This is a genomic window from Nitrosospira sp. CT, assembly GCF_059489795.1.
Map to the genome: position 1 here is coordinate 56,643 of NZ_JCAHZJ010000043.1, position 20,139 is coordinate 76,781.

Sequence of the window (20,139 nt, forward strand, 5' to 3'; positions counted from 1 at the left end):
AGACAATCCACATTCGTAGTGGGCCTTAATTCTTCCAAGTTTCTGCCAATCGGGTTCCGTTTACCTCGCGACTTGGCGCCAAAACTCCGGAATCCCCTTCCGATATCGGCGCATTACTAGGTTCGCCACCAGGCCGGTCCAGCCGGTCTGATGAGCGGCGCCTAGGCCCTGCCCGGTTTCACCATGAAAATACTCATGGAACAACAGCAGGTCGCGCCAGTGAGGATCGGTCTGATGCGGGCTGTTTTTGGGGAAGGCCGGGATCAGGCCGGATTCATCACGGCGGAAAATATCCACCAGCCGTTCCGCCAGCAGGTTGGCAGCGTCTTTGAGGTTGATTTCGTGACGGTTCAGACAGGGGGCAGGAAAAGTAAAGGCATCGCCGAGGTAGCGGTGCATCTTTTCGATAGTCTGAATCAGCAGGTAGTTGGTCTGCATCCATACGGGCCCACGCCAGTTCGAGTTGCCGCCGAAAAGGGAGGAGTCGGATTCACCAGGAACATAGCGGATGACGGCATTGCCAACACCCGGGAGATGTCCGAGGTTTCCTTGCGTGGCATGGCGCTTGGAGACGCTGCGCACCCCGTGGGGTGAAAGGAATTCCTCTTCATCGAAGATCCGGGGCAATATCCTGACGAACATCGCGGGGGTTACCATGGATAGCAGATGCTCGCCCCGTTCGTTGGTGTCGACGGGGCAAGCACATATCACGCTTCCATCGAACATGCCGCCCTTGTGTTCCCACAGCAGTGCGGTGAAACGTTTGTGGTTTGCAAGCAGGCGTGCATCGACGACCTCGCACGCAAACAGCGGAATGATCCCCACCCAGGAGAAAACGTCGATGCGGTGCGTGCTTCCACCCGGCTCTACGACAAGATCCTTGAAGAAACCGTCGATGTCGTCCCACAAGGAAACGCCAGCTCCGGTATGTCCGGCAATCGTATTGGCAATTGCCAGGAACTGACTATAGGATTGGATGGCGATATTCTCATAGGCCGGATCTTCCATCGCAATTTCCAGTGCCATGAGAGTCAATTGCAGGGAAAACATCGCCATCCAGCCGGTTGCATCAGCCTGCTTGAGTGTGTAACCCGGCGGGAGCGGCTCGGAGCGATTGTATACCGAGATATTGTCCAGTCCGAGAAACCCTCCCTCGAATACATTCGTGCCTGTTGAATCCTTGAGATTGATCCACCAGGTATGATTCAGCAAAAGCTTGTGCAGCACGCGTTTAAGGAAACCGATGTCACCCCTGCCGCGCTGCACCCGCTCGGCCCGGAATACCTTGAGCGCGCCCATTGCGTGCACGGGGGGATTCACATCACTGAATGTCCATTCATATGCCGGGATTTGCCCATTGGGATGCAGGTAATTTTCATTCAACAACAACTCGATCTGTTCCTTGGCAAAATCCACGTCGATGAGCGCCAGCGTGGGGCAGTGAAATGCGAGGTCCCAGGCGGCAAACCAGGGATACTCCCACGTGTCCGGCATGGAAATGACATGGCTCGCCTTAAGATGGGGCCACGCGTGGTTGCGCACCTGCTGCCTCGACGCCGGCGGTGTTGCCTGGTCACCTTTCAGCCAGTCGGATACATCGTAGTGATAGAACTGCTTGGTCCATATCATGCCCGCCAGTGCTTGCCGAAGGATGCGCTGATCCTCGGCGGGTGCGTCGTCTGTCAGGAACGTGTGGAAAAAAGCATCCGCTTCGGCGCGGCGCTGTGCAAAAATACTGTCCTGATTTTCGAACGGATGAAGATTGGGTTCGGCCGTGAGCACCAGCTCGATCATGCCTGTCTTGCCGGGCGGGATTGCGAGCTTATGCGCTGCGCCGAATTTTGTTCCCTTTTTCGCGGGATTTACAGCGGATTGCTCATCCTGCACGAGATAACGGTGAAAGGCATCTTTGACGTAAGGTCCGGCGTTGGGTACGCCCCATAACCTGGTATTGTTGGTTTCATTCTCCGTAAAGAGAAGATCGGCTTGCTGCCCACCGTAGAGATAGTAGTTTCCCAGCGCGGGATGCTCTGCCGTTACTGCCCAGGCGGCATTCCGGGGCGCGGAGGCTGCGTGCAGGAGAGGTTTTACCTCATCTTTTCCCGACCAGGACCAGTAATTGCGAAACCACAGTTGCGGCAGCAGCCACAGTAAAGCTTCCTCTTTCCCACGGTTGCTTGCAATTACGCGGATGTGCAGTTCATGTGGGGACGCCTTGGCGTAGAAGACTTCCACATCCCAATACCGGTCTTCCGAAAAAGCGCCGCTGTCAATCAGGTTGAACGGGGGCTCTGCGCGCGAACGGCGAGAGTTTTCCTCGATCAGCTGCGTATAGGGGAAGGGGGAGTGCGGGTATTTGTAGAGGTAATGAAGCCACGCGTGAGAAGGTGTGGCATCGAGGTAGAAATAGCATTCCTTTACGTCTTCTCCCCGATTACCCTGATTTCCGGTGAGACCGAAGGCGCGCTCCTTGAGGATGGCATCCTTGCCGTTCCAGAGCGCCAGTGAGAAACAGAGATGCTGCGCTTCGTCCGAGATACCGCCCAGCCCGTCCTCATTCCAGCGATAAGCGCGCGAACGCGCCTGGTCATGGTCGAAATATTCCCAGGGCGTCCCATCCGGGCTGTAGTCCTCCCGCACGGTGCCCCATGCGCGTTCTGAGAGGTAAGGTCCCCATAGACGCCAGACTTCCCGGCCTTGACACTGGTTTTCCAATCGCTGCCGTTCGGCATCCGGGGAGGTGGACATGATGTTATTTCTCCGGTTGTTTTACACACCTTCCTCGGGTTGCCTATCTTCCTCGGCTGCCTGTCAGGATTGACACCAGAATTGACGCCGGGCGGGTCGCGCCAGGAAAACGGAGATTACTGCTGCCATCGTTTTCACGAGGCGCTCCCGCATGCATCATCCCACGCCTTGAGCCATCTTCAGTTCCGGTGTCAGGTGCGGGGCAATGACCTGCAACAGTTGGCCGAAGACTTTCGGATTACCCGCAATCACGTTGCCGCTTTTCAGATAGGTATCGTTTCCTTCCATGTCTCCCACCAGTCCGCCTGCCTCGGTAATGAGCAGGCAGCCAGCCGCCATATCCCAGGCTGACAGGCCGAACTCCCAGAAGCCATCGTATCGTCCTGCCGCGACGTAAGCCAGGTCGAGCGCGGCGGAACCGGGGCGCCGGATTCCCGCCACCCGGGGCATGATGTCCTTGAATATGGCAAGGTAGGCCTCGGCATGCGTGAATTCACGAAACGGGAAGCCCGTGCCGATCAGGCAGTCACCAAGCTTGCTGCGCTTGCTCACGCGCAAACGATGGTCATTGAGATACGCGCCTGCCCCACGGCTTGCGGTGAATAATTCGTTGGCAGCCGGGTTGTAGACTACTGCCTGCGACAAGACGTTTTTATGCATCAATCCGATCGAAACCGAGTAATGCGGAAAACCATGAAGAAAATTGGTGGTGCCGTCCAGGGGGTCGATGATCCACTGATATTCAGACTTGCCCGGATCACCTTGGGCGCCGCTTTCTTCTGCTAGAATGGAATGGTCGGGATAGGCATCGAGCAGCATCTCGATAATCGCATTTTCTGCGGCGCCGTCTACTTCGCTGACAAAATCATTGTGCGCCTTGCGCGAAACATTCAGTAAATCCAGGTTCTGTGCAGCACGATTGATGATGCCGCCTGCGCGGCGCGCGGCCCTTACCGCGATGGTGAGCATGGGATGCATTTGTCGGAATTCAAAATAAAGTGAATCGTGGATTTTAACCCAGATAATCCGTCAGGACGCGAGATGATGCTGGAGCAGGTTGCGAGACGTCCTATCAATCGGGAAAAATCCGTGGCCTGGTCTACGAATCCGGGCGTGGCGGCGAAATGGTCACAAACTGGCTGCCACCCTCGCAAGGTTCGGGAGTCATCTCTAATGGAGCTCTTTATGGACTATTCGGATGGACTATCCGGATCAAATGTGAATCCCTTCCACCTGCTCGATAAAGTCCGGATTGTCCTGAGCCATACCAGCCATCCCGGTAACATCGGAGGGGTGGCCCGGGCAATGAAGACCATGGGGCTGGAGTCGCTCTATCTTGTGAATCCCAGGTTTTTCCCTGACAAGGAAGCTGAAAGACGGGCCACCGGCGCATTGGATATCCTCCATAAGGCAGAAGTCTGCGACACGCTCGATGAAGCGCTCAGGGGCACTGTTCTGGCAGCGGCTGTAACGGCCCGGCAACGCGATCTCTCTCATGAAGTTTTTGATGCCCGGCAGGGTGCGGCCAAACTGCTCGATTTTGCGCAAAAGGATTTCGTTGCACTGGTGTTCGGCACGGAAATGTCCGGCCTTACCACGCTTGAAGTCAGCAAGTGCCAGATCATCATCCATGTTCCAGCCAATCCGGAATATTCCTCTCTCAATCTTGCCAGCGCTGTGCAGGTCATGGCGTATGAATTGCGCATGGCTTGCACGGGTTTACTGGAAATCAAGCCCGCGTTATCGACCCTGCGTGGCGGCGGAGCGGCAGCGACCTTTGATGAAATCGAATTGCTTTACGCTCACCTGGAGCAAGTCGCGCTCAGCAGCGGTTTTCTCGACCCCCAGGAGCCGAAACGGCTGATGCAGCGCATGCGGAGGCTGTTTGCCCGTGCGCGGCTGGAAAAGGAGGAGATCAATATATTACGAGGAATACTGAGCGCCTGCGAGAAGCGGATGCAGGCGAACGCTGCTGCTTTCCCGCTTACTCCTGCCCCTGATATTCCTGATACCCCTGATGCTCCCCGGATGCAAACGAAATTGAATAATGACAGGAAGAGTTGACGGCAGTCAGGTTTAAACGAAAATAGCCGGACAAAATAGTTGACCATGACAAAGGGGATTTATATACTTGACCAATGTTGTCGGGTATTGGAATTGTTTACGTGAGGAAGGCGTTCGAAGGGAGCATCTGAATTCCAGATTAATGCACGACGGCACTTTGTTGAATTGAATCAGGAAGACTTGTTTGGAGCGTTTTGTTCCGGCAACTGTGCAGGACTTGTCGCCGATTATTTTGTGGTTTCACTCAGTGTCAATCTCTATTGGGGAGCAGAAAATGCGGTTAACAACCAAGGGTCGTTTTGCAGTAACGGCAATGATTGATCTTGCGTTGCACAGCGCGGATGGGCCGGTTACATTGGCGGGTATCAGTGAACGTCAGAAAATTTCATTATCTTATCTTGAACAGTTGTTCGGAAAGCTGCGGCGCAGCAAGCTGGTAGGCAGCGTTCGCGGTCCCGGCGGCGGCTACCGCTTGACCAAACCCATGAACGAGGTATCTGTAGTAGACATTATTCTGGCCGTGGATGAACCCATCGACGCCACCCAATGCGGAGGCAAGGAAAACTGCCACAATGATCAGCGCTGCATGACGCACGATTTATGGGCGAACCTGAACGCGCGGATACGCGATTACCTGGCGCTGGTTACACTGGAGCAGCTCGTATCAAACCCCAAGGTGAAGGATATTGCTGTCCTGCAGGATGTGAGAGCCTGCGCCCCATCGCAACATCATACAGTTCTTGCCTGAGCGGTAACAGTTTGCTGGTTTCAGGTCCGATTTTCCATTCCAACGCGCCCGCAGAGCGAGAGCCCGGACGATGACTTACGCCTATTTCGACCATAACGCCACGACTGCTGTCGATAAAACCGCGCTTGATGTCATGTTGCCGTACTTCCAGGAAGAGTACGGAAACCCCTCCAGCCGCCATGCCCCTGGCATTGCAGCTCGTCGGGCAGTTGATCGCGCGCGCGAGCAGGTGGCGGATGCAGTGGGGGTGCAGCCGTCGCAGGTGATTTTCACCAGCGGCGGATCGGAAGCCAATAACCTGTTCATCCAGGGTGCCGCGGGTTACATGAAGCCGGGACAGATTGCCATAAGCGCGATCGAGCATCCCTGCGTGATGAAAACCGCGCAGGAATTGGCGCGTGCTTCGCGCGGAAGCTGGAATCTGCGTCGGCTGGCAGTCGATAATCAGGGACGGCTGGACCCGGCCGACCTTGACGAGGCACTGTCGCATCAACAGTCGGGGCTGGTTTCAGTCATGCTGGCAAACAACGAAACAGGCGTGATTCAGGATGTCTCGATGGTGGCGGAGAAGGCGCGCGCGCGAGGTGCTTGGATTCATACAGATGCGGTACAGGCATTTGGCAAGATATCTGTCGATTTTGCCTCGCTCAATGTACATGCCCTGACACTGTCATCCCATAAGATTTACGGTCCCAAGGGCGCCGCGGCACTTATCATGGATAAGCGGCTCCTGCTCAAACCTCTCATCTACGGGGGGGGACATGAAAGCGGATTGCGTTCGGGTACCGAAAACGTTCCCGCAATTGTGGGATTGGGGGTGGCCTGCGAGTTAGTCAAGAGACGAATAGCGGAACATACCAAGCATATCTCGGCATTACGCCAGCAACTGGAGCAGGGCCTGATGGAGATGGGGGGGACTATTTTTGGTCTCGATGCTTCCCGTCTGCCCAATACCTGCTATTTTGCGCTACCGGGTATCGAAGGGGATACTCTGGTAGTGCGTCTCGATAAGGCAGGTTTCGCGGTGGCAAGCGGGGCTGCCTGTTCCAGTGTCAATCCCGGCCGAAGCCATGTGCTGGAAGCGATGGGAGTGGATCCCGCCCTGGCTCGTTGCGCTGTGCGGGTAAGCCTGGGCGCCTCCAATTCTTCGGAGCAGGTCGCTGATTTCCTTCGCGCGCTCGGTGCTATCGTGGAGGAACTGGGGCAGATGAGCGCACTCTCGATCTGACTGTTTCGCCTGATGCCTGGGCGTCCGGATAGAGATCAACAGTTAACGATTATCGGCGCTGAAACACTCAAAATGCTCAACTGTAAAGCGGTCCAAGAAGCTTTTCCGAGTTATTCTCACCATACTTACCCGCCTTCTATCCGCCCTCCAGTCTTTTCCGGAGTTCTTCGGAGTGCCTGCCAGCCCGTTCCCAGGCTCGTCTTTTTTATCTGCCATTGGAACGATTTATGTTTATACTTTGCGTTAGGTGTCTCCATGTTGTTTCATTGACCCGTAGCCTTTTTGTCATTTTCATCATAAATCCGTGACATATAACCGTATCACTATCCTCTTGCTGCTTGCCTGCACAATGCTCGTCACGGGATGTGCTACTACCCGCACGCAGGGATCGACGGTGTCGAACGATCAGGGCACAGACTATACGGATCCGATCGACCCATTTGAGGGTATCAATCGCAAGTTTTACACTTTTACTGACGTGGTCGACCGGAAACTCATCGAGCCGGTGGCCGACGTCTATATGGATTACGTTCCTGTCCAAGTGCAGCGCTCGGTGGGGAATTTTTATGACAATATCCAGTACCCGAACGTCGTCCTGAATGATTTCCTGCAAGGCAAGGTACGACAGGGGTTTCGTGACAGCTTGCGCTTCGTCGTCAATTCCACCGTTGGTATCGCCGGGCTCTTTGATCCGGCTGCTTCCATGGGTTTGACGCAGCACGATGAAGATTTTGGGCAAACACTGGGGGTGTGGGGGGTGGATGCAAACACTTATCTTTTTGTTCCCTTGCTTGGGCCCAGCAGCAACCGCGATGTTGCCTCGTATCCAGTCGCTCTATTTACGAATGTCCTTTTCTACATCGGAACTTATGTGATCGGTGCTCCCGTCACGGTGCCGCTTTCCGTTCTGGGTGTCATTGACAAACGGGCAAGGCTCTCAGGCCCGATGAAAATCCGTGATGAAGCAGCGCTTGAGCCTTATCTGTTTGTGCGCGATGCCTACTTGCAGCAGCGCAAGCACTTGATCTACGACGGGAATCCTCCTCCCCAGTTTTACGACGATCCCGCTGAGGAGGATCTCCCGGCCAAGTAGTCCTGCCATCGGCAATCCTGCATAGCGGTTCAGGAGGGATCAGGAGTTTTGGAGTGCTGCCATGCCACTTTTTCTGCCTGACGGGGTAGCGACCCGGTGACGTCTCCCTGAAATCCTGCAAGCGTGAAGGCTGGGCAGGATGTATTGCCCTCCCATCTTCCTTATCGTAAAAGCGCGAGGAGCGTCAACCATGAGCGAGTTCGGCCGAAGAATGGAACGCCCTGTATCTGCTGGGCTGCTTCATCTCACTCATCTCGTCTATCTGTTGCATGGTTTCAGCGTCCTGATGGGAATCCTGGGACCGGCATTCATCATTACGGCCTTTCTCACCGGGTGGCCCTCGATCATCGCAGTGATTCTCAATTACGCGAAGCGGAGCAATGTGCGCGGCACCTGGCTTGATTCCCATTTCGGCTGGCAGATACGCACTTTCTGGTACACCTTGCTTTGGCTGGTGATTGCAGCCATATTGTTTGCGACCATCATCGGCATCATGCTTGCGTACATTCTCGTCGTGGGCACGGGAGTCTGGGTGGCGTATCGCCTCATTCGCGGCTGGCTCGCATTGACCGACGGCAGATCCATGCCAATGTGAGCGCCCACTTCAATTAGTTCACTCCTCCTGGCTTCTGTATTCGCCTGCCTGATCCTTTCCCATTTGCCAGATTCGCTCCCATTTCTGCCATCTTCCTTTGCCGGTCTTATCAATAGAACTCCGGAAGTGTTATGTGTGCCACCGTACAGAATCCGGTAACTGCACCCGCTAATATTTAAAATTCTGATTCTTCGGGTAGCAGAGATAGATATTCTGAAATTGAAGAATGTCAACTGAAGACTGTCTTATGCCCGGAAGAGATGGGCAGAATTGCAAAGGAATAAGCTCAGGCTTAGAAATACTGCTAATACTGCTGTAAAACGACAAGCGTTATAGGCGACATGTGCCGGCTACATTTTCCGATGCCAGACCTATATTGAAGTTCATCATGCTTCCACCGCAGAGCCCCAAGCAGAACCAGATTCTCGCAGCACTGCCTCTCTCAAGCTATACCCGCTTGCTGTCTCTTCTTGAACATGTGCCCATGCCAGCCGGTCAAGTCATCTACGACCCCGGTCTTCCTTTCAAATATGTGTATTTCCCGACAAACTCCGTAGTTGCACGGCTGTATGAGACGGCAAGCGGAGCCTGTACACAGACTGGAATCATCGGAAACGAGGGGTTAGTCGGTGTTTCGGCACTGCTGGGCGGTGAAAACTATCCTGCTCGCGTTGTGGTGCTGAGTACCGGTAAGGGTTATCGCATTAAAACCAGTTTCGTAAGGGATGAGTTTGAGCTAGGCGACGAACTGAGGCAATTCGTCCTGCGCTTTGCCCATGCTCTGATGGTCCAAACTGAACAGGTAGCCGTCTCCAATCGGTACCATACGGTTGATCAACAGTTGAGCTATCTTTTATTGATGAGCCTGGACCGTCTGCCGGGAAATGAGCTTCATATAACCCATGAACAGGCAGGAATCATGCTGGGTGTACGCCGCGAAAGTGTAACGGTTGCGGCACACAAGCTTCAGGCCGCCGGTGCGATTCGCTGCCGTCGGGGGCACCTTGCAGTTGCAGACCGTCAGCAACTGGAGGCAAGCGCGGGCGAGCAGTATGAGGTCGTAAAAAAAGAATACGAGTGCCTCGCAGCGTTTTATGCTTCGCATGCTGTCCATTCTTCCGAACTGTCTCCTGCAAGATTCAAGCGGTTTTTTCAGTCAACCGAGTAAGCCAGGACACTATTCGGCTCCTCCTGCCAGAAGTACTGAGTACGCCTCCCTCGCTCCGGGCCTGACCGGCGATGGTGTGTGCGGTTTCGAACAGAGCTGTTTTCCTGGACATGACATTATTTCAACTGTTTAGCTGAATATGGGAAACCCAGACAAGAAAATGCGGGAATAAGCGCGTGCTAACTGCCCGCTGGTGGCTACCCGCAGTCAAGAAAGGAGGATCGACGATGAAAAATATGAATATCCTTATCCTAGGTGCAGGATTCCTCAGCTTGAGTGCGGGAATGAATGGCGCCCTGAGTCAGGACGATCGTGCGAAGCATTCCGCAAATCGTGCCCCCCATGATGCGGTTGAAGATGCCCAGACACCTCGCCGCCTCTCTGTCACCCGGCCGGAGCAGAAAAAAGACGAACATGATCGTTCCAGTATTTTTGATGCAAAGAATGCAATGCCTTCCTCGCAAGCTTTTGGGAATCAGCCTGACAACGGAAAGGTTCTGGGATTTGATTTTTCCCGAGATCCGTTCAACGCCAAAAAGCCGATGCAAACTTTTGAGGAAATCATGAAAGCAGATGTGGCTGAGCGCCCAAAGGTAATGCAAACGCAGCGTGAATTGCTGCAGCGACGATATGATTTGAAGCCTCGGCTGGATAAGGAGGCAAAAATGTCGCGCGGCAAGCCGCTGGCAGTGGGCCCTACGGCACGCTTATCGCCGGGCATGACGTGGCAAAGACTCGCCGGAATGGCGCCTGAAGAGATAAAGAGCAAAAACGCATTTCCGTATCCAGCCCTTCCGCATCCCAAGCAATCCACGGGGGGTCAGGTGTTTCCCCAAATGCAGATCGATATGTTTCCTCGGCTGCAAAGGTTTGATGTCGATTTCGATTTACCTGAAGAATTCTTGCCGGAGTTTCCACCAGCGATATTCCTCCAGAATCGGCCTGAATTAGGGGATGTGTCGCGCGGAGAGGTGGTTTCCATCAATAATTTTCATCGGTTATTTAAGGACATCTTGACCCCCGTACAGCTCAACGGGTTGCAGATGTTACTCACGCCACTACCTCAGGAAGAATTCAATCCGACGGACGATCGTAAAAGTACCGAACCGAGTCTTGGAGTGACTTGCCTCGATTGCCACATCAATGGCCACACGACAGGGCAATTTCATCTGAGTCCCGATATCCGCCCGGAAGAACGCCGATTCCGTCTCGACACGGTAAGCCTGCGCGGTCTGTTTAACCAGCAGATACACGGTTCGAAACGTAGCCTGCGTTCAGTGGAAGACTTCACAGAGTTCGAATTCCGTACCGCTTATTTCAATGGCGATCCGATCCGTGCAATGAAAAAAGGCTTTCCCGTATTTGACCGGATTCATGTAAGTCATATGGCACAGCTTCAGAACATGTTCGATTTTCCGCCCGCGCCAAAACTCAAGAGTGACGGGAAACTTGATCCAGCCAAAGCCACAGAAAAGGAAATGCGCGGCGAGAAACTCTTCTTTGGAAAGGGGCAATGCGCAAGCTGCCACCAGCCCCCCACGTTTCTGGATCATCAGATGCATGACCTGAAGCTCGAACGCTTCCTGAATGAACCGGGGGATGGGCCGATAAAGACTTTCACACTGCGGGGTATCAAGGATAGTCCCCCGTACCTTCATGATGGGCGCCTGCTGACCCTTGAAGATACGGTCGAGTTTTTCAACCTAGTGCTGGGGCTCAAGCTCACAGATGAGGAGAAGTCCGACTTGGTCGCCTATATGAGGCAACTATAACCAATGCCCCTAAGGGGCATTATCTTTCGAGCTTAGCGCTCTTCTTGTAACATTATTTATGTATAGATGAAGCTTTAGGGGGAGATTACTCATGAGCATTACTGCCAAACCTGTTGTAATGAACCGAAAAGATGTGCTTTCGTTGACTGCTGGACCCACTGTTCGCAAATCCCCGCGAACGGTGCGCAAGGCTGTGTTTCCCGTAGCCGGACTTGGCACCCGCTTCCTGCCCGCGACCAAGGCAGTGGCCAAAGAAATGCTGCCCATTGTGGACAAGCCGTTGATCCAGTATGCGGTGGAAGAAGCGGCTGCGGCAGGTATCGAAGAAATCATTTTCATTACCCATCGGAGCAAGCGCGCCATTGAAGATCATCTGCATCGGGCAGTGGAACTGGAAAGCGAATTGGCCTCGCAGGGAAAACACGCTTCGCTGAAAATGCTGCGACAGTTAACGCCAAGTGGCGTTCATTTCAGCTTTGTCCGGCAGGAGGAGCCCCGGGGTTTGGGGCATGCAATTTACTGCGCGCGGCATCTCGTGGGCAACGAACCGTTTGCCGTACTGCTTCCGGACGATTTGATCGATGGAGATCCTCCTGTACTCGCACAGATGGTGTCCCAGTATGAACAAGTCCAAAGCAGTCTCATAGCGGTGCGTCAGGTTACGCCCGAACAGACGCGGAGGTATGGAATCGTGGATGCTTTTGATGCAGATGCAGAGAGCGAGACACTGAAAATCAGGGGGTTAGTGGAAAAGCCTTCTCCTGACGCTGCGCCTTCCACGATGGCTATCGTAGGCCGTTACGTTCTGTCACCCGCCATCTTTGACTGCATCAGCAACCTGAACCCTGGAACAGGAGGGGAAATTCAGCTTACTGACGGAATCTCCGGCCTTCTCAAGCTGGAATCTGTCCTGGCCTACCGTTACCAAGGGAAGCATTATGATTGCGGCAGCAAGGCAGGCTTCCTGGAGGCGACCATCGCCTATGGCTTGCAGCACCCGGAGGTGGCGATGGAGTTCAGGGAAACCTTATTAAGGGTAGGGCAGGAGCTCATCCAGGAATTTCAACAGGAACCGGAACCCACTGCTGCGGACGAACCTATATTGAAGACGGCCCAGGCATGATCGATCGCCTGAGAGAGCGAGATCCTTATATTTTCCAGTTAAAGATGACCTGCCTGCTCGTGGTTCACCCGGCTCCATTCCGGGGCGTGCGGGTCGTCGTGAAGATCAAAGAGATCAGGGAGGCCCGTCACTTCCCGTATTCTTCCTGATAGCACTTCTTCAGCCTGCCTCCAACCCGCCGTCTCTGCGAGCGAGAGGGAAGGGGGAAAGGGAAATGAGGAACGCTCTTCTCTTTTCTCTCTATCTGGCTTGATCAGCTTTGGCCGCCATCGTTTCCCCGAACCGTATGGTTCGGCCGGGAGCCCAGGCCGGATTAAACACTATTTCGTTTTTCGGGAATAACATTACCACTGTTGATCCCAATTGGAATCTGCCCATTTCATCCCCTTTCTTGAGCACCAGATCCGATGAGTCATACCGCCACTCGCGCACATCGCGCGCGCCCTCCGAGTCCCGCGGGTTGACCACCCCATGCCATACGGTGGCCACACTCCCAACAATAGTGGCACCCACCAGTACTAAAGCAAATGGTCCGAATTCCGATTCAAATATGCAAATCACCCGCTCGTTGCGGGCAAACAACCCCGGGACACCGCGGACCGTTTTCGCGTTCACGGAGAACAGATCTCCCGGAACATAGATCATTCGGGTCACACGCGCATCTACAGGCATATGGACCCGGTGGTAATCCCTCGGGCTCAGATACAGTGTGGCAAAGTTGCCTCCATAAAATTTTTCCGCCAGCCGGGTATCCCCTCCCAGCAGCGCAGCGGCGGAATAATTGTGTCCCTTGGCTTGAAATATCTGGTCGCCGGAAATGACACCCAGCTGGCTTACGAGGCCGTCGGCTGGACAAACATAATCTGCGTCGGATATCGGACGGCTCTCCAGAAGCAGAGGGCGGGTAAAAAAATCGTTGAAGGTTCGGTAGCTGCGGATATCCGAATTGACCGCCTCATCCATATTGACACCGTAGCGCCAGACAAACCAGCGGATAAGAAGCGTGGTGAGACTGCCGGCATCGGCATTGGCAATACGTCCAGCCAGCAGTGTCAGCGCGTGTTTAGGCAATAAGTACTGAGGAAATACAGAGAGAGAAGCTGTCTGCATGGCAATTTTTGAGATAAGAAGAGGGGCGGTTATAGTGTATTAAGCGATCAATCTTCGTAAGTCGATTTTTACTCCAGGTTCGCGTCATCGGGATGTCATAATATCCTTTTCGCAGGATGTGAATCCTCGGATGCGAACACCCTATTATAGCCTGTGTCCCAGACCGCCGGTTACAAGTTGAAGTCTGGTTTGTTCTTCCTGTTGCTGCAGTTCCCACATATAAGTATAGGCTCCATTCATCGAGAGGAGTTCCCGGTGAGTACCGCGCTCGACGATGCGACCATGGTCCATTACCAGAATCTGATCGGAATCGACGATGGTGGATAAACGGTGGGCAATCGTCAGTGTGGTGCGATTGGCAGCGATACGGCGCATCTCCCCCTGAATGCTTTTCTCCGATTTTGAATCCAGAGCGGAGGTGGCCTCATCGAAGATAAGGATTCCGGGATTTTTCAAGACTGCGCGAGCTATCGCTACCCGCTGCTTTTCACCGCCGGAAAGTTTTAACCCTCTTTCTCCAACGACGGTCTGGTACTTGTCCGGCAGACTCTCGATGAAATCATGAAGATGAGCGGATCTTGCAGCTTCAAATACTTCTTCAGTGCTTGCCTTAGGGTTGCCATAGGAAATATTGTAATAAATGGTATCGTTGAACAGCACGCTGTCCTGCGGAACGATACCTATCGCCGCTCTCAGGCTGCTCTGGGTGACATCCCTGATATCCTGCCCATTTATCAGAATGCGCCCGCTGCTGACATCGTAAAAGCGAAAGAGTAACCGTGCGAGGGTGGACTTGCCTGATCCACTGTGACCAACTACTGCGACGCTGCGTCCTGCCGGAATGTCGAAGCTGACATCAAACAGAATCTGGCGGTCCGGTTCATAACTGAAATTTACCGCTTCGAAGCGTACGGGTGCGTTTCCGGCAATAAGGGTTGCTGCACCTCGTTTATCCTGGATCTCTTCATTCTCCGCCAGTAAATTGAACATCTTTTCCATGTCCGCCAGAGAATGCTTGATCTCCCGGTAAACGAATCCAAGAAAATGCAGTGGCATATAGAGTTGGAGCATGTAAGCATTGACGAGCACCAGGTCTCCCAATGACATGGAACCCTGAATCACGCCGTCGGCGGCAAGCCACATCAGCGCAGTTATTCCTATTGCTATGATGGCGCTCTGCCCCGAATTGAGTGCGGCCAAAGATGTCTGATTACGAACTGCCGCAATTTCCCATTTTTGCATGTGCTCATCGTAGCGCCGCGCTTCCCAGGATTCATTGCCGAAATACTTGACTGTTTCGTAGTTCAGAAGGCTATCAATTGCCTGAGTGTTGGCTTTTGAATCCATGTCATTCATGGTTCTCCGAAAAATCATTCGCCATTCAGTCACGATGAGCGTGAGCGCAATGTAGGCCGCCAGCGTGCCAAGGATGATCACAGAAAACCAGATGCTGTACCCGGAGATGAGGATGATTGCAACCAGGCTGATTTCCAGCAGAGTCGGGAGGATGTTGAACAGCATGAAATTGAGGAGAAACGAAATACCGCGGCTTCCCCGTTCAATATCCCGCGACACTCCTCCCGTCTGCCTTTGCAGGTGAAAGCGCAGCGACAGCGCATGTAAATGGCTGAATACCTTGATTGCCACCCGGCGAATGGCGCGCTGGGTTACCTTGGCGAACACGGCGTCACGCAACTCTCCGAAGAGTGTGCTGCAGAGGCGCAGGAGCCCATACGCTAGCAGCAACAGAACCGGCAAGACCAGCAGGGCGCGGGGACGATCGAGCGCGTCGATAATTTCTTTCAGTACCAGTGGTATTGCCACGTTGGCAAGCTTGGCCATGAACATCAATACCACTGCCGCCACTACCCTGCCTTTGAATTCCCATAAATAGGGCAGCAGCGTACGGACGGTCTTCCAGTCGTTCCGGTTGGTGGGCGGCTTTTCCAGACGGGTAGGGCGCATCGTTGAATTCCAGGTAATGAGGGTAGTTCAGAAGGAGTATAACGCGCCCTTAGCTGGATATCGCCGGATCAACGGGATAATGGCGAGGTGTTTTGAGAGTGGATTTGCGTATCCTGCAAGCCAGGAGCCAAGCCTACATGGCGCGAAGCGGAGGCGCAAAGTGCTGCAAAACACTTTCCGGCGCGCTTGAAGGCCGATGGTACAAACTGGATTTCAGCTGGTTGAGCAAATACCCGTGTTCATACCCCTTTCTATAATTCTCAAGGGAAGCTGATAAAAAAGGCGCCCAATCGGGCGCCTTGTTCGATGCGTGCTGCAATGTTGAGTTGCCAGGTATTGCAATACCGGTTGACCCATGGAAGCAGCTTATGTCGATTCTTCGGATAATTCCCGGCTTGCGCCCTCATCTCCATCCAGATCAACAGCGCCTTCCAGGAATACACGGCTTGCCCGGATATCCTCCGCTTCGAGGGTGATCAGATCGGTGCGTGACAGGTTTTTCCTTGCTCCTTCGAACAAGCGGTTGGCCTGACGCAGTCTTGCGCGATCGAGAGCATTGCGTACGGAACGTGCATTGGCAAAATGATCCATTTTCATCCTCAACCGGATGTATTCGCCAAAGGCCTTTTCCGCTTCTGTACTGAAACGGTAATTCTGTGATGCCAGCATAAGCTTGGCGATAGCCACCAGTTCATCCGGAGAATAGTCGGGAAAATCGATGTGATGAGCTATCCGCGACCGCATGCCAGGATTGCTGCGGAAGAATTTGTCCATGCGGTCCTTGTAACCGGCAAGGATGACAACCAGATCGTCCCGGTTGTTTTCCATCACCTGCAGCAGGATTTCGATCGACTCAGCCCCGTAATCGCGTTCATTCTCGGGTTTGTAGAGGTAATAGGCCTCGTCGATGAACAGCACGCCGCCCATGGCCTTTTTTATAACTTCCTTGGTCTTGGGGGCGGTATGACCGATATATTGACCTACCAGATCGTCGCGGGTCACGGAAACAAGATGCCCTTCACGCACATAGCCCAGGCGGTGCAGGATCTCGGACATACGCTGCGCCACCGTGGTTTTTCCGGTGCCCGGATTGCCAGTGAACGACATGTGCAGGCTGGGCGCACCGGCAGTGAGATCCAGTTTCTTGCGGACACGGTCCACCAGCAACAGGGCCGCGGTTTCGCGGATGCGGGTTTTCACCGGTTTCAAGCCAATCAGCTCGCGATCAAGCTTATCCAGTACTTCCTTGATGTTGGATGCTTGAAACTCGGCTTCCAGATCGATGGAACCGGTATCGGAAAGGGGAATTTCTTTCAGTTGTGTTGTCACGTTTGATCCACCAAAAGGAAATAAAATATTAGGACCCGTACCTCGGTTATTGGTTTACCGGAAAGTGGCCTTACATGGAATTATCAGGGAAATCAGACTGGTTGAGGCAGCGGGCCGGTTAAAGCGCCCGCCGTCTTGTCCGAAGTTGGCTCTCCCCTTCCGGGGAAGGGGAGGAAATCATCAGTACCGCTCGGCTTCCGGTTTTTCCGTTGCGTAGGAATGGATGGTATAGCGGACTTGCCGGCCATCCACTTCCTGACGCACCACGCCAAAGCCAGGCTCGTTCTTCGGGCGGTTGACGATGTAGGACATCGCCGGGCTTTCCACACCGCGCGATGAGTCGAAAGCCGTGACACGGATGTAGTGGTTCGGATAGGTCTTGCGGCAATCGTTGATCTCCTGCAGGATACCTGCGGGGTCCTTCAGGTCGAACATCGGGTTACCGAACATTTCCCAATACGTGTTGCGGGGATGCGGATCATCGGTATATTCAATCCCGATGGCCCAGTTGTTTTTCAGCGCGTATTTGATTTGCGCCGAAATCTGCTTGTCCGTCAGCGGGGGCAGAAAAGAAAATTGCCCTTGCGTGAGACGGTTTTGAAAATTGGTCATCATGATGTGGTTTCTCCTTGATACGATTAAACGCTGGCCGTTTCGCTCGGCACGAAGTCGGCGGTGTCGGTGGATTCATAGTTGAAGGTGATGTCCTTCCACGTATCCAGCGCCTGCTTGAGCGGCGTGCACCATCTGGCGGCTTCTTCCAGAATCTGGGGACCTTCCTTCACATAGTCGCGACCTTCGTTGCGCGCCATGACCATTGCCTCCAGCGCCACACGATTGGCGACAGCGCCAGCCTGAATGCCCTGCGGGTGTCCGATGGTGCCGCCACCAAACTGCAGTATCACGTCTTCGCCGAGATAATCCAGCAATTGGTGCATCTGGCCTGCATGGATACCGCCCGAAGCAACCGGCATGACCTTGTTCAGCGAAGCCCAGTCCTGCTCGAAGAACAGTCCATGCTCCAGGCTTACCGGTGTGTGGCGGTCGCGCAGGGTGTCGTAGAAGCCCTTGATCATGAGGGGATCGCCTTCCAGCTTGCCCACCACGGTGCCTGCGTGGATGTGATCCACGCCTGCCATCCGCATCCACTTGCAGATGACGCGGAAGTTCATGCCATGGTTCTTCTGGCGGGAATAGGTGGAGTTGCCGGCACGGTGCAGGTGCAGGATCATGTCGTTCTTGCGCGCCCACTTGGCCATCGACTGGATCGCGGTGTAGCCGATCACGAGGTCGATCATGATGATGACGGAGCCAAGGGACTTGGCGAATTCCGCGCGCTCATACATTTGTTCCATGGTACCTGCGGTAACGTTCAGGTAGTGACCCTTGACTTCACCGGTAGCGGCAGAAGCCTTGTTGACTGCTTCCATACAGTACAGGAAGCGGTCACGCCAGTGCATGAAGGGTTGCGAGTTGATGTTCTCGTCGTCTTTCATGAAATCAAGACCACCCTTGAGTCCTTCATATACCACGCGGCCGTAGTTGCGGCCGGAAAGACCCAGTTTCGGCTTGGTGGTGGCGCCGAGCAGCGGCCGGCCGAATTTGTCGAGGCGCTCGCGCTCTACGATGATGCCGGTTGCGGGACCATCGAAGGTCTTCAGATAGGCGACCGGAATGCGCATGTCTTCGAGACGCAACGCTTTCACAGCCTTGAAGCCGAACACGTTGCCGATGATGGAGGCCGTCAGGTTGGCGATGGAGCCTGGCTCGAACAAGTCCAGGTCATAGGCGATGTAGGCGAAATACTGCTGTTCGGTCTTGGTGCCTTCGCCGGTATTGGGCACGGGGTCGGTACGATAGGCTTTCGCGCGATAAAGTTCGCACGCAGTCAGCCGGTCGGTCCACACAACGGTCCAGGTTGCGGTGGAAGACTCACCCGCTACCGCCGCTGCTGCCTCCTCGGGCTCCACTCCTGGCTGGGGCGTGATACGGAACATGGCGATAACGTCGGTATCCTTGGGCACATAGTCAGGCTCCCAGTAACCCATTTTCTTGTAGGGGATTACGCCGGATTTGTATCGCTCGGCGCCGGTAATTGCTTCACTCATGGCAGTTCTCCTCGTAAGGGTAGATAAAGGTGCTACGAAAAGAATTGTAACGGGTATTACTATAAATAACAGTCACATGTTTTGATTGTTATGATAACATTTTGCTTATATGCTTTCGCTCTCCCACCAACCAGAGGCAAGATGCTGCATATTACGCTGCGGCAGTTAAAGGTCTTTGAATCGGTTGCCCGCCATCTGAGTTTTTCCCGCGCGGCAGAGGCTCTGCATCTTACCCAGCCGGCAGTCTCCATGCAGATCAAGCAACTGGAAGACGCTGTTGAGCTTCCGTTGTTCGAGCAGATGGGTAAAAAAATCTACCTGACCGACGCGGGGCGCGAACTTTATCATTACAGCCGTGCCATCTCCCAGCAGCTGGCAGACATGGAACTGGCGCTTGATGAACTGAAAGGGCTGGAACGAGGCAGGCTCAATATTTCAGTGGTTAGCACCGCCAACTATTTTGCCCCACATCTACTGGCCAAGTTCTGCCAGCGCTACCCGGATATTACTGTCAGCCTCAACGTATCCAATCGTGAAATAGTGCTCAAGCAACTGTCCGACAATGTAATCGATCTTGCCATCATGGGCCAGCCGCCGGAAGATCTGGATATTGCAACCGAATCATTCATGGAGAATCCCCTGGTTGTCATCGCTCCGCCGCAGCATCCCTTATGCAAGGTGCGGAAGATTCCAGTCAAGCGGCTGGAGCAGGAAACATTTCTCGTGCGGGAGCCAGGCTCCGGCACACGCGGCGCGATGGAGCGTTTTTTCGCATCACACCATATTTCACTCAACAGGGGAATGGAAACCGACACCAGCGAGGCAATCAAGCAGGCGGTCCAGGCGGGTATGGGTCTGGGCATCACCTCGCTGCATACAGTGGAACTGGAACTGGAAACGAAACGGTTGAAGATTCTCGATGTCGAGGATTTTCCCATCATGCGCTACTGGCATATCGTTCATCGAAAGCACAAGCGGCTCTCCAGCGTTGCGCAGGCATTCCAGGAATTTCTGCTGAAAGAGGCTCGCGGATTGATGTCACACAACCGGGCTGAAGCCTCATTTTGACTGCGGGACTAAACACCCCA

At 54.0% G+C, this 20,139-nt stretch carries 15 protein-coding genes and 1 pseudogene; 9 read left to right on the plus strand and 7 right to left on the minus strand.

Features of this window, described 5'->3' with window-relative positions; translation table 11 throughout:
• Positions 1-60: 60 nt before the first annotated feature.
• Both AC52W5_RS07370 and AC52W5_RS07375 read right to left on the minus strand, forming a co-directional pair.
• Positions 61-2,748, minus strand: a complete 2,688-nt coding sequence (locus tag AC52W5_RS07370) for an MGH1-like glycoside hydrolase domain-containing protein (RefSeq protein WP_495670531.1) — start codon at positions 2,746-2,748, stop codon at positions 61-63.
• A 156-nt stretch (positions 2,749-2,904) separates the two neighbouring features.
• Positions 2,905-3,726, minus strand: coding sequence for an inositol monophosphatase family protein (locus AC52W5_RS07375; RefSeq protein ID WP_074972133.1), 822 nt, complete (start codon positions 3,724-3,726; stop codon positions 2,905-2,907).
• A gap of 207 nt (positions 3,727-3,933) precedes the next feature.
• Here AC52W5_RS07375 and AC52W5_RS07380 point away from each other — a divergent pair.
• From AC52W5_RS07380 to galU, 8 genes and pseudogenes are all read left to right on the plus strand, one after another.
• Positions 3,934-4,704: pseudogene (locus tag AC52W5_RS07380) on the plus strand (RNA methyltransferase); the annotation flags it as partial.
• A 382-nt stretch (positions 4,705-5,086) separates the two neighbouring features.
• Positions 5,087-5,560: a Fe-S cluster assembly transcriptional regulator IscR gene (gene iscR, locus AC52W5_RS07385; protein ID WP_074972651.1), complete on the plus strand. Its 474-nt coding sequence runs from the start codon at positions 5,087-5,089 to the stop codon at positions 5,558-5,560.
• Between the two features lie 70 nt (positions 5,561-5,630).
• Positions 5,631-6,788 (plus strand): cysteine desulfurase family protein, encoded by a 1,158-nt coding sequence (locus AC52W5_RS07390; protein WP_495670532.1) that lies wholly within the window; start codon positions 5,631-5,633, stop codon positions 6,786-6,788.
• A gap of 304 nt (positions 6,789-7,092) precedes the next feature.
• Positions 7,093-7,881: an MlaA family lipoprotein gene (locus AC52W5_RS07395; protein ID WP_495670533.1), complete on the plus strand. Its 789-nt coding sequence runs from the start codon at positions 7,093-7,095 to the stop codon at positions 7,879-7,881.
• Between the two features lie 190 nt (positions 7,882-8,071).
• A complete protein-coding gene (locus AC52W5_RS07400) occupies positions 8,072-8,476 on the plus strand; it encodes a DUF4870 family protein (protein WP_495670534.1) in 405 nt (134 codons plus the stop codon).
• Between the two features lie 388 nt (positions 8,477-8,864).
• Entirely contained in the window at positions 8,865-9,644 is a 780-nt protein-coding gene (locus tag AC52W5_RS07405) for a Crp/Fnr family transcriptional regulator (protein ID WP_074972122.1), read from the plus strand.
• Positions 9,645-9,871: 227 nt separating this feature from the next.
• Complete coding sequence (locus tag AC52W5_RS07410; RefSeq protein ID WP_143104251.1) at positions 9,872-11,416, plus strand: cytochrome B6; 1,545 nt, start codon at positions 9,872-9,874, stop codon at positions 11,414-11,416.
• A 91-nt stretch (positions 11,417-11,507) separates the two neighbouring features.
• Complete coding sequence (gene galU, locus AC52W5_RS07415) at positions 11,508-12,539, plus strand: UTP--glucose-1-phosphate uridylyltransferase GalU (protein WP_495670535.1); 1,032 nt, start codon at positions 11,508-11,510, stop codon at positions 12,537-12,539.
• 240 nt (positions 12,540-12,779) lie between these two features.
• Here galU and asd read toward each other — a convergent pair whose 3' ends face one another.
• From asd to AC52W5_RS07440, 5 genes are all read right to left on the minus strand, one after another.
• On the minus strand, positions 12,780-13,649 hold the full coding sequence (gene asd / locus AC52W5_RS07420) for an archaetidylserine decarboxylase (RefSeq protein ID WP_495670536.1): 870 nt from the start codon (positions 13,647-13,649) through the stop codon (positions 12,780-12,782).
• A 144-nt stretch (positions 13,650-13,793) separates the two neighbouring features.
• Positions 13,794-15,614 (minus strand): ABCB family ABC transporter ATP-binding protein/permease, encoded by a 1,821-nt coding sequence (locus AC52W5_RS07425; RefSeq protein WP_495670537.1) that lies wholly within the window; start codon positions 15,612-15,614, stop codon positions 13,794-13,796.
• 366 nt (positions 15,615-15,980) lie between these two features.
• Positions 15,981-16,943, minus strand: a complete 963-nt coding sequence (gene cbbX, locus AC52W5_RS07430; RefSeq protein ID WP_495670538.1) for a CbbX protein — start codon at positions 16,941-16,943, stop codon at positions 15,981-15,983.
• A gap of 180 nt (positions 16,944-17,123) precedes the next feature.
• Entirely contained in the window at positions 17,124-17,558 is a 435-nt protein-coding gene (locus AC52W5_RS07435) for a ribulose bisphosphate carboxylase small subunit (protein WP_074972113.1), read from the minus strand.
• A gap of 23 nt (positions 17,559-17,581) precedes the next feature.
• Positions 17,582-19,051 carry a ribulose-bisphosphate carboxylase large subunit gene (locus AC52W5_RS07440; protein ID WP_074972112.1) on the minus strand — a complete coding sequence of 490 codons (1,470 nt, stop codon included), beginning with the start codon at positions 19,049-19,051 and terminating at the stop codon, positions 17,582-17,584.
• Positions 19,052-19,192: 141 nt separating this feature from the next.
• Between AC52W5_RS07440 and AC52W5_RS07445 the strand changes: the two genes are divergently transcribed.
• Entirely contained in the window at positions 19,193-20,119 is a 927-nt protein-coding gene (locus AC52W5_RS07445) for a LysR family transcriptional regulator (protein ID WP_495670539.1), read from the plus strand.
• Positions 20,120-20,139: the final 20 nt, after the last annotated feature.

Excerpts from the sequence above, each read along its gene's own strand:
- AC52W5_RS07370 (WP_495670531.1), bottom strand. The coding sequence starts at position 2,748 with ATGTCCACCTCCCCGGATGCCGAACGGCAGCGATTGGAAAACCAGTGT.
- AC52W5_RS07375 (WP_074972133.1), bottom strand. The coding sequence starts at position 3,726 with ATGCATCCCATGCTCACCATCGCGGTAAGGGCCGCGCGCCGCGCAGGC.
- iscR (WP_074972651.1), top strand. The coding sequence starts at position 5,087 with ATGCGGTTAACAACCAAGGGTCGTTTTGCAGTAACGGCAATGATTGAT.
- AC52W5_RS07390 (WP_495670532.1), top strand. The coding sequence starts at position 5,631 with ATGACTTACGCCTATTTCGACCATAACGCCACGACTGCTGTCGATAAA.
- AC52W5_RS07400 (WP_495670534.1), top strand. The coding sequence starts at position 8,072 with ATGAGCGAGTTCGGCCGAAGAATGGAACGCCCTGTATCTGCTGGGCTG.
- AC52W5_RS07405 (WP_074972122.1), top strand. The coding sequence starts at position 8,865 with ATGCTTCCACCGCAGAGCCCCAAGCAGAACCAGATTCTCGCAGCACTG.
- AC52W5_RS07410 (WP_143104251.1), top strand. The coding sequence starts at position 9,872 with ATGAAAAATATGAATATCCTTATCCTAGGTGCAGGATTCCTCAGCTTG.
- galU (WP_495670535.1), top strand. The coding sequence starts at position 11,508 with ATGAGCATTACTGCCAAACCTGTTGTAATGAACCGAAAAGATGTGCTT.
- asd (WP_495670536.1), bottom strand. The coding sequence starts at position 13,649 with ATGCAGACAGCTTCTCTCTCTGTATTTCCTCAGTACTTATTGCCTAAA.
- AC52W5_RS07425 (WP_495670537.1), bottom strand. The coding sequence starts at position 15,614 with ATGCGCCCTACCCGTCTGGAAAAGCCGCCCACCAACCGGAACGACTGG.
- AC52W5_RS07435 (WP_074972113.1), bottom strand. The coding sequence starts at position 17,558 with ATGATGACCAATTTTCAAAACCGTCTCACGCAAGGGCAATTTTCTTTT.
- AC52W5_RS07440 (WP_074972112.1), bottom strand. The coding sequence starts at position 19,051 with ATGAGTGAAGCAATTACCGGCGCCGAGCGATACAAATCCGGCGTAATC.
- AC52W5_RS07445 (WP_495670539.1), top strand. The coding sequence starts at position 19,193 with ATGCTGCATATTACGCTGCGGCAGTTAAAGGTCTTTGAATCGGTTGCC.